This is a genomic window from Exiguobacterium sp. s26 (assembly GCF_018618235.1).
Classification (GTDB): Bacteria; Bacillota; Bacilli; order Exiguobacteriales; family Exiguobacteriaceae; genus Exiguobacterium; species Exiguobacterium chiriqhucha.
This window is the reverse complement of record NZ_JACSLS010000004.1, coordinates 101,518-116,778: the sequence shown is the minus strand read 5'-3', so window position 1 is coordinate 116,778 and position 15,261 is coordinate 101,518. Positions and strand designations below refer to the sequence as shown.

Sequence of the window (15,261 nt, the reverse complement as noted above, 5' to 3'; positions counted from 1 at the left end):
ATGAAAATCGCAATCGGCGCCGATCATGGCGGATTCAATTTGAAGAAAGATATCATCGGATTATTGGAAGAGCTTGGACACGAGTATAAGGACTTCGGGACACACTCGGCCGAGTCAATCGATTATCCGGACGTAGCCATTCCAGTCGCCGAAGCAGTCGCGGCCGGTGAGTTCGACCGTGGCATCTTGATTTGCGGGACTGGAATCGGCATTGGCATTGCTGCCAACAAAGTGAAAGGCATCCGGGCGGCACTTGTACACGATTCGTTCAGCGCAAAAGCGACGCGTCAACATAACGACTCGAACATCATGACGATGGGCGAGCGCGTCATTGGACCGGGTCTTGCACTCGACTTAGTGGCGACATGGCTCGATACGGACTTCGAAGGCGGACGCCACTCGAACCGTGTCGACAAGATGAGCGCTTACGAAACGAAGTGACGACGATGAAGGCGGAGCTTTTGAACTTATTGACGGAGTTGCATGAACGGTTTCCGTTAGATGAGGAAAAGATGCTCGTCATCGGTTGTTCGACGAGCGAGGTCGTCGGCAAGACGATCGGGAAAGCGGGTTCGATTGATGTGGCGTCGGATTTGATCGAGGCGTTCCTTGCGTTTCGGGACAAGACCGGCGTCCATCTCGCCTTTCAAGGCTGCGAACATATCAATCGCGCCCTTACGATCGAGCGACGGACCTTGAAACAGTTCGGGTTGACGGAAGTGACGGTCGTCCCGGTCCGCGCGGCGGGCGGGGCGATGGCCGAGAAGGCGTACGAGCGTTTCGACGCCCCGTGCGTCGTCGAATCGATTCAAGCGGACGCCGGCATCGATATCGGATCGACGCTGATCGGCATGCATTTGAAGCCGGTCGCGATTCCGGTCCGGTTGTCGGCGAAGCAGCTCGGTGAGGCGTACGTCACGTTCGCCGTCACGCGACCGAAACTGATTGGCGGCCCACGGGCCCATTATCCAGCAAAATAAAGAAAGCCGGTCTGCGCGACCGGCTTTCTTTTGCGTTATAACTCTTCACTAAACAAATACGAGATGACCATCGGGAACCGATCGCGCCAAGCGAGCTCGTTATGGACACCTTCCTCGATGACCTCGAAGCGGATATGTTCGACTTTGTCGCGCAGCAGGGCGTAGACCCGCTCGCTCGACTCGAGATACATCTCGTTCGTCGGACCGTCCGCTGACGGCTGTTCGACTTCTTTGCGGCCGACGTCCATATACAGACGTTCGACGCCGTTCAAATCACTCGCGTCAATCAATTGCTCGAGCTCTGTCTGGTTGAACCAGAACGCCGAGGACAATGAAGCCACGCGCTTGAAGACATCGGGATAGACGCAAGCAGCGTAAATCGAAATCAAGCCGCCCATCGAGCTGCCCATCATCGCCGTCTCGTCCGGCTTCGTCCGATAGTTCGCGTCAATCATCGGCTTCAACTCTTGGGCGATGTATTCAATGTAGGCTGATCCTTGTCCACCGAGCGTCACGTCTTGACCGAGCAAGCTCTCGCCGATGTACGGGTTCTCCCACGGACCATACTCGTCGAGCCGCATCTCGCCGGGGGCGCTGTCGATGCCGACGATGATGATGTCGCGCTTCGAGGCGTCCATATACTCGCCGGCGCGCCAGCTCATCTTATAGCTCGCGTCCTCGTCGGCGAACACGTTCTGTCCGTCATGCATATAGAGCACGGGATAACGTTTGTCCGTCGTGTCGTAATCGGCCGGCGTATAAATCCGAATCGTCCGCTCGCGCTCGAACGGGGTGATGGTAATTTGTTTTGTCTCAATCATAAGTAGCCTCCTCTGATCGTCTTCTTTCATATGATACCCGACTTGCCCGTGGATTAGACGATACCCAAAAAAAGAAGCATATGTTACGATGGGGGTGTTGATTTTTAGACATTCAGAGGGGGTTTCAACATGGTAAACACGACGAAGTTGAAAGTACAGGATGCGGAATTGTTTGAAGCGATGCAACACGAGCTCGGTCGCCAACGCGAGAACATCGAACTCATTGCCTCGGAGAATTTTGTCTCAGAAGCAGTCATGGAAGCGCAAGGCGGCGTGCTCACGAACAAGTACGCGGAAGGTTATCCAGGCCGTCGCTACTACGGCGGTTGTGAGTTCGTCGACGTGGCCGAGAACTTGGCCCGCGACCGCGCCAAGGAGCTGTTCGGTGCAGAACACGCTAACGTTCAGCCGCACTCGGGTGCCCAAGCGAACATGGCCGTTTACTTCACAGTCCTTGAAGCCGGTGACACGGTGCTCGGCATGAACTTGTCGCACGGTGGCCATTTGACGCACGGAAGTCCGGTCAACTTCTCAGGCGTTCAGTACAATTTCGTCGAATACGGTGTGGACAAAGAGACAGAACACATCGATTATGACGTTGTCGCAGCCCTCGCGAAAGAACATAAACCAAAACTCATCGTCGCTGGTGCCTCGGCGTACCCGCGGACGATCGACTTCGCTAAGTTCCGTGAAATCGCCGATAGCGTCGGTGCCTACCTCATGGTCGACATGGCCCACATCGCGGGTCTCGTCGCAGCCGGTCTTCATCCGAACCCGGTCGAGCACGCGCATTTCGTGACGACGACGACGCACAAGACACTTCGCGGTCCACGCGGCGGCATGATTCTCTGTAAAGAAGAGTTCGCCAAGGCGATCGACAAGTCGATTTTCCCAGGGATTCAAGGTGGTCCGCTCATGCACGTCATCGCGGCGAAGGCCGTGGCGTTCGGGGAAGCGCTCCAACCTGAGTTCAAAGAGTATCAGGCACAAGTCATCAAGAACGCACAGGTGCTCGCGCAAGGGCTAGAAGAGGAAGGACTCCGCATCGTATCGGGCGGTACGGATAACCACCTTCTCCTCGTCGACCTCCGCGGCATCGACATCACCGGGAAAGCGGCCGAGCATGCGCTCGACGCAGCCGGCATCACGGTCAACAAGAACACGATTCCATTCGATCCGGCATCACCGTTCGTCACGAGCGGGATTCGTCTCGGGACGGCCGCGATGACGACGCGCGGATTGAAAGAAGACGATATGCGTGAAGTCGCTCGCTTGATCGGACGCGTCTTGACGAACCATGAAGATGAAGCAGTGCTCGCGGAAGCGCACGAAGCAGTTCGCGCGTTGACGTCGAAGTTCTCGCTCTATCCTGAACGAGGCTGACGAATGGACGTACGGACACTCGCAGATCGGGAACTTGCGGAACTGCCGCTCATCGATATGACGGAATGGCTCGTCCGAAAAGGCGAGCATGACCCGACGTTTCGCCTCGTCGCGAACGAGTTCGGGGTCGTGACGACGCTACTCGACCACGGGTATTATATCGAGGCAAGTGAACGGATTGTACCGCTTCTCGGAATGAAAGTGCCGGCGGCGTTTCATCGGCTCGGGCTTGCGCTCGAAGTGAAGGCGAACGGAAAGAAGGCGGCCAAGCGCCGCTTTCGTTCGTTCTCGCCGGCTGTCACCGGTCATGCGGACTTGTCGGCTTGGCGTAACGCCTTCAAATGGAACAAATCGTGGCTCGGTCTGCCGCTCGTCGTTGGTCTCGGTCTGGTCGCACTCATCTTTTGGCCGGATTCGGAGCCGCCGCCCGTGACGCCGACCGCATCAAACGAACGGGTCGAAACGGTGACGGAGGACGAGGCGCTCGCGAAACGGTTAGAAGAGCTCGAGCAAGAAGTTGCTCGACTCGAGGAAGCGAACGAGGCGCTCCAAACCGAGGACGAGACGACCGAAGCCCCTGAGGCACCGGCCGTCATCCCGCTCGGCGAAGTCGAAACGCTCGTCTCGGACAAACGGTACGAGGAAGCCGATGCGCTCCTCATCGGCAAGGCGAAAGCCGGTCAGGAACAGGCCGTCGGGTTTTATCGGTTGCTCGTCGACAACAAGCTCGGCGAAGCAGAGATCGCCGATTATGCCGCCTATGTCGACACGTATCCAGAGTCGGGATATAAGGCGGACGTCTTATGGATGAAAGGCATCGCTGAGAAGAAGGCCGGGGACGACACATACCGGACGACGCTCGCCGAAGTCGCCGCCATGGACGGGACGTATTGGGCCCCGATTGCCAAATCGGTGCTCGAGGAAGAATGAGGTCGCAGCCGTGCTGTGACCTTTTTCTCATCAAATTTTAATCTGTTTCACCGCTCTTTCTCAGCTCGCTCCCGTACAGTAAAGAAAAAGGATAAGGGAGAGGGACATATGCGCTCAACTAGCAGAGGAAAGATTGGAAGATTGATTCGAGGAGTGGCCGTCGGTGTGCTCGCATTGACACTCATGGCGGCAGGTGTCGCCGGGTTCTTATTATTCACCTTGACCGGCAACGCGTGGCTCGACCAAATCGCTCAAGTCGGGACTGATTTGGCGTTTCAGGCGGAAGGGATTGAAACGACGTTTGACCGGATGGGCGATTCACTCGAATTGCGCATCGAACAAGCGATTCCAGAAGCAGTTCGTCCGTTTTTTGACTGAGGAATCCGGGAACACTTAAAATGATGCGTCGGGCGGACTGCTCGGCGTTTTTTTGAGAAAGGATGAATGGAATGCCTACGATTCTCGTCGTTGAAGACGATGCTAAAATTGCCAGATTACTCGAACTTGAACTCATGCATGCCGGTTACGCAGTCGAGGTCGCCCATGACGGGCGGGCCGGGCTCGACCGGGCACTCACTGGTGGGATTGATCTCATGTTGCTCGATGTCATGCTGCCGCAGATGAGCGGTCTTGAAGTCGTGCGTCGCGTCAAAGAAGAGCAACCGCTTCTCCCGGTATTGATGGTAACAGCACGCGGGGACCGCTACGACAAAGTGAGCGGGCTCGACCTCGGGGCCGATGATTACATCACAAAACCGTTCGAAATGGAGGAGTTGCTCGCGCGGATTCGGGCGTTCTTACGGATGCGTCAACACGTCCAAGTCGATACGAGTGAACGGGTCCTTTCCTATGAGGGGCTGACCGTCGACGTCAATCGCCATGAAGTGGTGTGTGAGGGGCAAAAAGTCGACCTGACCCGGAGGGAGTTCGATTTGCTCGTCTATCTGCTCGAACATCCCGAACGCGTGCTCACACGCGACCAACTCGTCGAACACGTCTGGGGCTTCGATTATTACGGGGACACGAACGTCGTCGATGTGTACGTCCGCTATGTCCGGAAGAAACTCGGTGGCTCCTGGATTCAGACGGTCCGAGGCGTCGGCTATATGTTGAAGCGTGGTGAATAATATGAAGCTACGGACGAAGATCGCCTTGGCGATGGCGGGGTTCATGTTGTTTTTACTCATCACCTCGTTCGGTGTCGCCTGGCTCGTCTCGCGGCAACAGATCGTCGACGCCCGCTATGATGTCTTGCGCCAAGCACTCAGCTTGCTCGAGGAAGACGAGCGGAACCAACAAGCCGTCTTGTCGTTGCACGAGGACAGTGTCGTGCTCGAACGGCAAGCGAACGGCGATTGGGGCATCATTGGCGGCCAGGCCGAAGAGAGTTTACGTTTTCCCGTCAACTTCGGAGAACCGGCGCTCGTCGATGATTGGTTCGTCATCGCGACGTCGAACGGGCTCGGCTACGCGTTTCAAGACGCGGCCGTGAGCGAGACGCTCCAGACGCTGGCCACGATTTTTCTCATCATCTTCTTGATTGCAGTGGCGATGACGTTCCTCGGTAGCCTATGGATCGTCAGGCAAGGTCTCGATCCACTCCGCCGTCTCGAGTCGACGATGGAACGGATCACCGAGTCGGGTACGCTCGAGACGATCGATGTCGGGACGAACCGAGACGAAGTCTCGACGCTCGCGACCGGCTTCAACCAGATGATTGACCGGGTCGAAGGGTCGATGGAGCAACAGCGCCGCTTCGTCGCCGATGTTTCACATGAACTGAAGACGCCGCTCACCGTCATCGAAGGGTACGCCAAACTGCTCCGGCGCTGGGGACAGAGCGACCCGGCCGTTCGTGACGAGGCCATCGACCACATCTTGACCGAATCGCGGCAAATGCGCGAGGACTTGATTGAACCGATGCTCGAATTGAGCCGTTTCTCTTCGCTCAAAGAAGTGGAGATCGAGGTGATCAGATTGACTGAGCTGGCCGAACAATTGACCGAACGGTTCGAACGATCGCACGGTATCCACGTACCAATCGAGGCGATGGGGGAGTGGCACGGTCATCGTGATTCGTTGCAGCGGCTCGTCGTCATCTTCATCGATAACAGCTTGAAGTATGCGACTGACACACGCGTGACGATGACGCCGGACCGCATCGAAGTACGCGACCATGGGACGGCGCTCAATGAGGAGGACCGGGCACGGTTATTTGACCGGTTCTATCGACTCGATGAGGCACGGGACCGGAGCGGCAGCGGACTTGGTCTTGCTATCGCCAAAGAAGTGGCGGATTTGAACGGGTGGACGGTCGGCAGTTATGCGAATGCGCCGGACGGCAGCGTCTTCTACGTCACAAAATGACAAAACTTTCGCAGATTCTCATCATTTTCTAATGGAATCCTCGTGGTGCTCTAAGGTCACCGTTCTATGATGAAGATGTAGAACAAGTTCACCACATGAAACGAGGAGGAAACATCATGAAACTAATCGGATGGATTTTAGGAGTCGGGTTGGCGGTACTAGCCGTCGCCGGAATCGGGTTGTATGTCGCGAACGACAAGACGGACACGGTCATCGTCCCACGCGCGGTCGATAGCGTGAACAGCGGAACCGATGATGCCGCAGACGATGCGCAAGATGATGCGAGTCAAGAAGCAGCCACTTCGTCAGAAGGATCAGCATCGAGCGATACGCCGGTTCGTTCGGTCGATGACGATGATTATGAATTGTATGGTACCCTCGTCAGCCTATCAGACCGTGACGTGACGATCAGCTTCAGCGGTAAAGAATCGACGTATCCGTTCGCGGCCCGTCATGAGATTGACGACGACACACCGAAAGCCGGTGACCGCGTCAAACTCGAATTCAATCAAAACGAAGAAGTGAAGGAAGTCGACCGTGAAAGTGACGACTTCGACATTTACGGCACGTTCGTCAGCCTGTCGGATCGTGACGTGACCATCGAACGTGATGGCAAGTCAGAGACGTTCAAACTCGCGAGCCGCTACGAGCTTGACGACGAGGCGCCAAAAGCCGGTGACCGGGTCAAACTCGAGTTGAACCTTCAACAGCAAGTGAAAGAGATTGAACGCGACGATGACCGGGATGACCAAGACGATCAAGATGATCAAAACGACGATCAAAATGATGACGACCAAGATGACGACCGTGACGATGATCAAGATGATGATCGCGACGACGACTAAAAAAATGCCACGCAAGTGGCATTTTTTGTTTATTCTTCTAACAAGAGTTGTAATTATTATTGTATGATAAGGTGAAAATGAAAATTTTAGGCGATTCAAACCAAATAAATGTGAAAGGAGGGGACGGGATGAAAAACGTCATCGGACTGATGAGTATAGCCGTCATACTGTTAAGTGGATGCGGGACGAATGAAATCAATGCGCTCAATTTACGACCGCTGTCGACGTATGCGATTCAACAAGACCAAGACATTCCGTTGACGTCTGCGTTGAAGACGCGACTGTTGAATTACTGTGAGCGGCAACCGACAGACGTGTTGCCGACGCGTCGGGCCGAATTGGCGGCCATCACATTCCGCCACCCCTTCTATGACGAATTAGGTAGCAAGACCGTCAAATATTGGCGGAGCGGGGACGAGCATTACGTCTCTTGTTTGAACAGCAACGAACAAAATGAGCGCGTCTTCCGTACCGATGGAATCGAGGCGTTCGAGTCCGCGGCCGGTTCAGGGCCGAGGGAGGTCGATGTCGGGAGCACGTTATCGTTCATTCCTGAACCAGACGTCACGACCGTGGCGCGCGCCTTCGCGGTTAACGAGACGCATGAGACGATTGTTCCCGGTTCGGTCTTCCGGTATCACACACCGGACCGTGGCGCGCTTCACGTCACCTATCACGTCTATCAAGGCGGTGCCGAGGCGGGACAGCTGATTGAACCGGGACTGTTCGTTTTCGAGAGTGGCAAGAATGAAGGCGTGGCGTTCTTGACCCAGTTGGCCGATCAACGGATTACCCTCCAGATGGGTACAGCACAGGCGTGGGATCGCACCGTATTACCCAGTTCGCTGTCGAGTGAGTACGTGCAAATTGACTCGATGGAAGCCGTCTTCAATTTAGATGCCGAAGGACGTAGGCTCTTGAAACGAATCGTGCTCGCGGATGAGCCGATCGAAGACGTCTCGGAGCAGGATTCGGCCGTCTTATCGACTCGTTATGATACCGTAATCGAGGTATGGGGGGCCGTTCAACGACCAGGAGCCGGTGAATTGACGATCACATCGGAGCAAAAAGAGGCGATGCGGTTGGCGACGTACGAGACGGAGACGAAGACGGCCCACCTCGGAGGCCCGAACACGCGCGAACTGTTCGAACTTTTGTCCCGCGTGAAGACGACGAGTGCCGCACCGACGGGCGAACGACGTGGGACGCTCGTGTTATATGAGCAGTTGACCGAGCAACGGTTCGACGTTTGGACCGAGGAAGGGAAAGATACCCTTCAACTGATGGACGTCGAGTCGAAGCGGGTCTATTTGATTGATCAACTGGAATTAGAGGGATTGCTAGACACTTACATATGAGCTAAAACAAATTCTTTTCCCGTTTCATGACACTTTCATGTCGTGAGACGGGTTTTTGTTGTCAAATTGACACTATGTTTTCGTGAAAAACTATCCTATAATTTTTTTTTTGCGAAGGTTCAACATTACATACACGAATCCGATACATCCATAAAACACACAGCACTAACCTTCTCGTCATTTGAATATAAGAAAAGGGGGAGCAACGAGACACAACTCCATTCAACCATCATCGTCCGTCACCACGTTTTGTCAGTCATCAGGAGAGGAATAGGTAGTGAAATTGAAAAAGTTAATTATGTCTCTAACGGTAGTGTTGTTGATTGTTAGTCTGAACATGTCTAAAACGGGGGCACAAACCATGAACCCACTCGACGGTGTGAAGAACTATCAAGTGTATTATGGCCATCCAACGGCAGCGATTTTGAAAGATATGCAAAACTATGACCTCGTCATCATTGAGCCACTCCATTACACGAAAGCGCAAGTGGAGCAAATCAAAGCACGCGGGACAAAAGTACTCGGATATATTAGCGTCATGGAAGTCGCGACATGGAACACGGGTCTCATGTCAAAACTTCAGTCAGGTGACTTCTTTACGCGTAACGGACAACGTGTCCATTACTCGGAATGGGATTCGTACTTGACGAACATCGCCTCACCGCACTTCCAAGGGTTGCTCCTCACGGAAATCCAGAACCAAGTCGTCGCCAAAGGCATCGATGGCGTGTTCATGGATACGGTCGGTGATATCGATAACGAACATTTGAACAATCCGACCGTGCTCAAGCAGCAACGTGACGGACTCGTCAACTTCTTGAAGCAAGCACGGGCCCGCTATGGTGAGATCGCCATGGTCCAAAACTGGGGCTTTGACACGTTGGAAACGTCAACGGCACCTTACGTTGACGGCATCATGTGGGAGAGTTTCAACGCCGACACGATCAAGAGCGACGCTTGGTCACAAAACATGATCAAGAAATTACAAGCGGTCGACGCGAAGCATTCGGTTAAGACGCTCACGATTTCGACACGTCTTAGCGCGGACAGCCACAAGCTCGCTAAAGATTCTGGATTCATCCACTTCCACGAAGCGGATGCTTACGTGAACTGGAACGCAGGTCTCGTGACGCGCACACAGGATACGGCGCCGGCACCGGTCGCAGTAGCACCGACGACGAAGCCAGCTGAAACGACAACGACGAAGCCAGCTGAAACGACAACGACGAAACCGGCTACAACGACAACAACGAAGCCAGCTACGACGACAACGACGAAACCGGCTACGACGACAACGACGAAACCGGCTACGACGACAACGACGAAGCCAGCTGCGACGACAACGACGAAGCCAGCTGAAACGACAGCCACGAAACCGGCTGCGACGACAACGACGAAACCTGTGACAGAAACGGCGACAAAGCCAGTCACAAAGCCAGTCACAAAGCCAGTCACAAAGCCAGTCTCAGCTCCGAAAGCAGATGCCTCGACGGACAAACCGACCGAGTCGAAACAAAAAGCAAAAACTGACTGGAAGCAAGAGAAGAAAGACAAAAAAGAGAAGAAGAAGGCGAAAAAGCATGCCAAAAAACATGCTAAAAAGCATGCCGCCAACCACAGCTCGTCTAACGACCATCACGCCGCCAAAGGAAACATGTGCGGAAAAGTGAAACACAAGACGGCCGGTTTCCTAAATTTCTTCAAATTCTAAACCATGTGTCACCTGAACCCCGAGGGATCGATTTCGTTCCTTCGGGTTTCGTCTGACCTCTTAAAAAACAGAAGTTGACCCTACCTTTCTCAGAAAAGTTAGGGTACAATGCTCAAGAGAGATTGAGAGAGGAGTGAAGCATGATGGGCAAAGTACACGTTTATGACCACCCATTGATTCAGCACAAGATGACGATTATGCGTAAAGTAGAGACGGGGACGAAGCAGTTCCGTGAACTCGTAGACGAGGTTTCGTCACTCATGGCATATGAAATTACACGCGACCTTCCGCTTACCGATGTGGAAATTGAGACACCGGTCTCTGTATCGACACAGAAGATGATTGCCGGCAAGAAATTGGGAATCGTCCCAATTTTACGGGCAGGCCTCGGCATGGTGGATGGCTTCCTCAAAATGATGCCGAACGTCAAAGTCGGTCACATCGGTTTATACCGTGACCCAGAGACGCTCGAGCCGCACGAATACTATCTCAAGTTGCCGACGGACGTCACAGAACGTGACTTCATCGTCGTCGACCCGATGCTCGCGACAGGCGGTTCAGCAGCCGACGCGATTGCCGCGCTTAAAAAGCACGGTGCCAAGTCGATCAAGCTCGCTTGCCTCTGTGCAGCCCCTGAAGGTGTGGAACGTGTTCAAGCCGAACACCCGGACGTCGAAATCTATCTCGCTGCACTTGACGAGAAGTTGAACGACCACGGCTACATCGTACCAGGACTTGGTGACGCAGGTGACCGTCTGTTCGGAACAAAATAAGCATGAACCCGATGAGAGGATCCTGGTGATCCTCTCTTTTTTGTGGGAATGTGCACCAATCGATTCAAATTAGTTGAGACGATCGAAGAGACGGCCGATAGTAGAAGAGGAAGAGACCGTAAGTCGGTCCGATGTCGGGATAAGGGAAGAGACACGATGAAGACTAAATTCTCGCTACTGCAAAGATACTTACTCATCTCCTTGATGGCATTGTTTTTGACGAGCGTCTGGAGCTATAGCGCGTTTCAGGACATCGAGCAGGAAAATCGACGGATTGTCGAGGAAGCCATCCCGATTTCGAACGCTGCCTCGGAGCTGTTTCGGTTACTGCTCGACCAAGAGCTGTCGGTCCGGGGCTATACATATAACCAAGACGCGCAGTCGCTCGAACAGTATGAGGCGACGAAACAATCATTGGAGGAGACGATTCGTATTATTCGTGAACTCGACGAGCGTCATCCGATCATGCAGGAATTGATTCAAGACGAGGCGTTGCCGCTCATTCAAAAAATGGAGGCGTTCCATGCGTCGCAAATCGAACTCATCGAGGCGGGTGACGTCATCGCCGCGAACGCGCGTCGCTATAGTGGCATCGATTATATCAACCAGTTCCGAGACGTCGATGCGGCCCTTCGTGAAGACATCGACAACATTATCCAACAAGCCACGCTTCGGAGTGAAACTGCCTCGAATTCAGCGAAATGGGTCATCTTCATCGTCGTCGGCATCGCATTGTTGCTGTTGATGACGTTCATGCATACGTTCCGGCTCGAGCGCAGCAAACAAGCGCTCATCCATCGCTCGCTCCATGACGCCTTGACCGGGATTTGGAATCGTCGAGCTTTTGACGAGAAGTTAGAACGGATGTGGGACGAAGCAACCGATACCGGAGACGTGCTTGCGCTCCTCTTGCTTGATATCGATGCGTTCAAGACGTATAACGACACATACGGCCATTTGGCCGGAGACGCTTGCCTCGAACGGGTGGCGAACGCGATCGACAAGGCGGTCGGGGAAGACGGCATGACGGCCCGCTATGGAGGCGAAGAGTTCGCGGTGCTCCTGCGGCCACGCCACGCGCGCCAACCGAAAGAAATCGCGGAACGAATTCGGCAAGCGGTGCTCAAACTGAACATCGCGCACGAAATGTACACACCGTTGCGAAAAGTGAGTGTCAGCATCGGCGTCGCCGAACATGCGCCAACGCCAAGTGGCGATAAGACCGACTTGATTGAGGCGGCTGACCAAGCCCTCTATCAGGCGAAGCAGAGTGGGCGCAACCGCGTCTCGGTCGGCCAGGCCACGAACGTAGGTTAAAATCGGCTACAAAAAAAGACGACCTTCCCGATTCGAACGGGAGGGTCGTCTTTCGTATAGGTTTATTGTTCAATTAATCCTTCTTGGATAAGGAAGTCGCGGGCGACTTTCTCCGGACGTTGTTTCTCGACGTCAGCAAGATAATTGAGCTCTTGCATCGTCTCGTCCGTGATTTTCCCGCTCAGCAAGTTCAATACGTCCGCGAGCTCAGGATGCTCGGCGAGCGTCTCTTCGCTGACGATTGGGACCGCGTAATACGGCGGGAAGAACTGTTTGTCGTCCTCGAGGACGGTCAAATCAAAGCGTTTAAGCAAGCCGTCGGTCGAGAAGCTGTCGATGGCGTTACTCTCATTGTTCATGAGTGCCGTATAGCGGAGTCCGCCGTCGACCGGTTTCACGTCTTGGAAGTTGAACGGGTACGCCTCTTTCAATCCGAGGTAGCCGTCTTCCCGGTTCGAGAACTCGATTGTCGGACCGAAGACGAGCTCGTCACTCACCGCAGCGAGATCTGAGACGGTCTTTAAACCGTATTTGTCGACGTCTTCTTGTTTGACGGCGATGGCGTAGGTGTTATTGAAGCCGATCGGGTCGAGCGTGCGGATATCGAAACGTTCGTTCACTTGTTTCACGACTTTGTCGTAGACGACGTCCGGGTCGTTCTCGACTTCTTGCTTCAATACATCGACGAACAATGTGCCCGTATATTCGACGTACGTATCAATCTCACCGGTCCGTAGGGCACTGAAAGCGACCTGGGTGCCACCGAGGTTCAGTTGACGTTTCACATCGAGGTCGGTCTTGTCCTCAATCAAGTCGGCGACCATGTTCCCGAGAATCAATTGCTCGGTGAAGTTTTTCGAACCGACGACAATCGTATCGTCTTCACGGGTGAAGGCGTAAATCGAACCGGCGAGGAGAAGCGTGAACGCCGTCGCGATGACAATGAGTGGCTTTGTCACTTTCTTCGCAGAACGACGTGTTTTCTTCTTCATCCGTCCATCCGCGAGGACGATGCCGTTCGGGGCTACTTTATACTCGATGCGACTGACGATGAAGTCAATCAACAAGGCGAGCAGTCCGGCCGGGATGGCACCGGCGAGGATTTGATTGTTGTCGACGGTCTGGATTCCGGCGAAGACGAGGTAACCGAGACCACCTGCTCCGACGAACGCCGAGATCGTCATGAGCCCGACAGCCGTGACCGCCGAGATGCGAATCCCGGCCATGATGATCGGGAGTGCGAGCGGCAGCTGGATTTTACTCAAAATCTGGCGGTCGGTGAGCCCGATCCCTTTGGCCGACTCAAGCGTATCGCCCGGGATGCTCGATAGTCCCGTATACGTGTTTTTCACGATCGGGAGGAGCGAGTACAAGACGACCATGATGATGGCCGGGGTCGATCCGATTCCGATGAACGGGATCAAAAATCCGAGGAGCGCTAAACTCGGTACGGCTTGGACGACGCTCGTCAGACCGAGAATCGGCTTGGCGAGACGCGGGATCCGTAAGATGAGAATCCCGAGTGGTACCCCGAGTAAGACGGCGAGCGAGACGGCAAAGACCGTCAGCTGTAAGTGTTCGAGCAAGAGCGTCCCGATTTGGTCGGTGTTGCTCGTGAAGTAATTGAAAAACGATTGAATGGCATTCATATAGTTTCCTCCTCTTGCATGAATTGCTCACTGAGGACGGAAAGCAAACTGCTGCGTGTGATCAAACCGTGAAGCATCGAACCGTCGACGACCGGGAGATACCCTTGGTCGCTCGTGTTCATGACGTCTAAAATGTCGAGGAGCGAGTCCTCGATTGAGACGAAAGCATAGTTCGTGTTCATGACTTCCTCGAGCCGCTTCGTCTTGTCTTGGATGCCGTGGACATCTTTCAATTTGATGAGTCCTTGAAGGACACGATCACGGTCTGTGATCAACAAACTGTCGACCTTGCGGGAGCGCATGATTTCAATCGCTTGAAGCACCGTCCGCTTCCCGCTGATCGATACCGGGTCGGTGATCATGATGTCTTTCGCTTTAATGAATTCAGGGCTGTTCCAAATCCGATTCTTCCCGATGAACGACTCGACGTATTCGTCTTTCGGGTTCCGGAGAATTTGTTCCGGAGTATCGAATTGGACGATTTCCCCGTCGCGCATGATACAAATGCGATCGGCCAGCTTGATCGCCTCATCCATATCATGGGTGACGAACACAATCGTCTTTTTCACTTCTTCTTGAAGATTGAACAGTTCTTCTTGGAGATCGTTTCGAGTGACAGGGTCAAGGGCGCTGAACGGTTCATCCATCAAAATGACTTCCGGGTCGTTCATGAGGGCACGGGCAAATCCGATACGCTGCTGCTGACCGCCGCTCAATTCGCTCGGATAGCGATCGATGAATTGGTCCGGGTCGAGGCCGACCATGCGGAGGAGGTGTTCGGTGCGCGCATCCATGTCTTGTTCGGCGTGTCCTTCGAGACCGGCGATCAATTGAATGTTTTCGCGAATCGTCATATGCGGAAAGAGGCCGGTCTGTTGAATGACGTAGCCCATCTGGCGACGCAGTTCAATCGGGTCCATCTTCCGGGTATCCTGTCCGTTGACGATGATCGTCCCTTCCGTCGGCTCGATCAAACGGTTGATCATTTTGAGCGATGTCGTCTTCCCGCAGCCGGAGGGGCCGATAAAGACGACGAGTTCACCTTTGTTGATGGTGAGGTTCATCTCTTTCAAGACGGTCGTGTTCTTGAATGTTTTTTGCACTTGTTTAAATTCAATCATGCATTC

The 15,261-nt window shown here is 54.0% G+C and carries 15 protein-coding genes; 12 read left to right on the top strand and 3 right to left on the bottom strand.

What is annotated here, in order from left to right; genetic code table 11:
- On the top strand, positions 1-441 hold the full coding sequence (rpiB, locus tag KNP82_RS07645; RefSeq protein WP_021066115.1) for a ribose 5-phosphate isomerase B: 441 nt from the start codon (positions 1-3) through the stop codon (positions 439-441).
- On the top strand, positions 438-980 hold the full coding sequence (locus KNP82_RS07640) for a TIGR01440 family protein (RefSeq protein ID WP_125318036.1): 543 nt from the start codon (positions 438-440) through the stop codon (positions 978-980). The genes rpiB and KNP82_RS07640 overlap by 4 nt, the downstream gene beginning before the upstream one ends.
- 35 nt (positions 981-1,015) lie before the next feature.
- On the opposite strand, the gene KNP82_RS07635 is transcribed toward KNP82_RS07640, so the two are convergent.
- Positions 1,016-1,801 (bottom strand): alpha/beta hydrolase, encoded by a 786-nt coding sequence (locus KNP82_RS07635; RefSeq protein ID WP_029594673.1) that lies wholly within the window; start codon positions 1,799-1,801, stop codon positions 1,016-1,018.
- A 129-nt stretch (positions 1,802-1,930) separates the two neighbouring features.
- Between KNP82_RS07635 and glyA the strand changes: the two genes are divergently transcribed.
- From glyA to KNP82_RS07585, 10 genes are all read left to right on the top strand, one after another.
- Complete coding sequence (glyA, locus tag KNP82_RS07630; protein ID WP_021066118.1) at positions 1,931-3,184, top strand: serine hydroxymethyltransferase; 1,254 nt, start codon at positions 1,931-1,933, stop codon at positions 3,182-3,184.
- 3 nt (positions 3,185-3,187) lie between these two features.
- The gene (locus tag KNP82_RS07625) at positions 3,188-4,114 is read left to right on the top strand and encodes a hypothetical protein (RefSeq protein WP_029594674.1); all 927 of its coding nucleotides are present in this window, start codon (positions 3,188-3,190) and stop codon (positions 4,112-4,114) included.
- 108 nt (positions 4,115-4,222) lie between these two features.
- Positions 4,223-4,492: a hypothetical protein gene (locus tag KNP82_RS07620; protein WP_125317990.1), complete on the top strand. Its 270-nt coding sequence runs from the start codon at positions 4,223-4,225 to the stop codon at positions 4,490-4,492.
- A gap of 71 nt (positions 4,493-4,563) precedes the next feature.
- Positions 4,564-5,241, top strand: coding sequence for a response regulator transcription factor (locus KNP82_RS07615; RefSeq protein ID WP_029594676.1), 678 nt, complete (start codon positions 4,564-4,566; stop codon positions 5,239-5,241).
- 1 nt (position 5,242) lies between these two features.
- A complete protein-coding gene (locus KNP82_RS07610; RefSeq protein WP_029594677.1) occupies positions 5,243-6,481 on the top strand; it encodes a sensor histidine kinase in 1,239 nt (412 codons plus the stop codon).
- A 116-nt stretch (positions 6,482-6,597) separates the two neighbouring features.
- Entirely contained in the window at positions 6,598-7,326 is a 729-nt protein-coding gene (locus tag KNP82_RS07605) for a hypothetical protein (protein WP_241764567.1), read from the top strand.
- A gap of 128 nt (positions 7,327-7,454) precedes the next feature.
- Complete coding sequence (locus KNP82_RS07600; protein ID WP_029594679.1) at positions 7,455-8,684, top strand: hypothetical protein; 1,230 nt, start codon at positions 7,455-7,457, stop codon at positions 8,682-8,684.
- 361 nt (positions 8,685-9,045) lie between these two features.
- A complete protein-coding gene (locus KNP82_RS07595) occupies positions 9,046-10,395 on the top strand; it encodes a glycoside hydrolase family 191 protein (protein WP_051627669.1) in 1,350 nt (449 codons plus the stop codon).
- A gap of 143 nt (positions 10,396-10,538) precedes the next feature.
- A complete protein-coding gene (gene upp, locus KNP82_RS07590) occupies positions 10,539-11,168 on the top strand; it encodes a uracil phosphoribosyltransferase (protein WP_021066126.1) in 630 nt (209 codons plus the stop codon).
- 156 nt (positions 11,169-11,324) lie between these two features.
- Complete coding sequence (locus tag KNP82_RS07585) at positions 11,325-12,485, top strand: GGDEF domain-containing protein (RefSeq protein WP_029594681.1); 1,161 nt, start codon at positions 11,325-11,327, stop codon at positions 12,483-12,485.
- Positions 12,486-12,547: 62 nt separating this feature from the next.
- Here the strand turns inward: KNP82_RS07585 and KNP82_RS07580 are convergent, their stop codons facing one another.
- On the bottom strand, positions 12,548-14,134 hold the full coding sequence (locus KNP82_RS07580; RefSeq protein ID WP_029594682.1) for an ABC transporter permease/substrate-binding protein: 1,587 nt from the start codon (positions 14,132-14,134) through the stop codon (positions 12,548-12,550).
- Positions 14,131-15,255: an ABC transporter ATP-binding protein gene (locus tag KNP82_RS07575; protein WP_029594683.1), complete on the bottom strand. Its 1,125-nt coding sequence runs from the start codon at positions 15,253-15,255 to the stop codon at positions 14,131-14,133. Before KNP82_RS07575 ends, KNP82_RS07580 begins: the two co-directional genes overlap by 4 nt.
- Between the last annotated feature and the right edge of the window lie 6 nt (positions 15,256-15,261).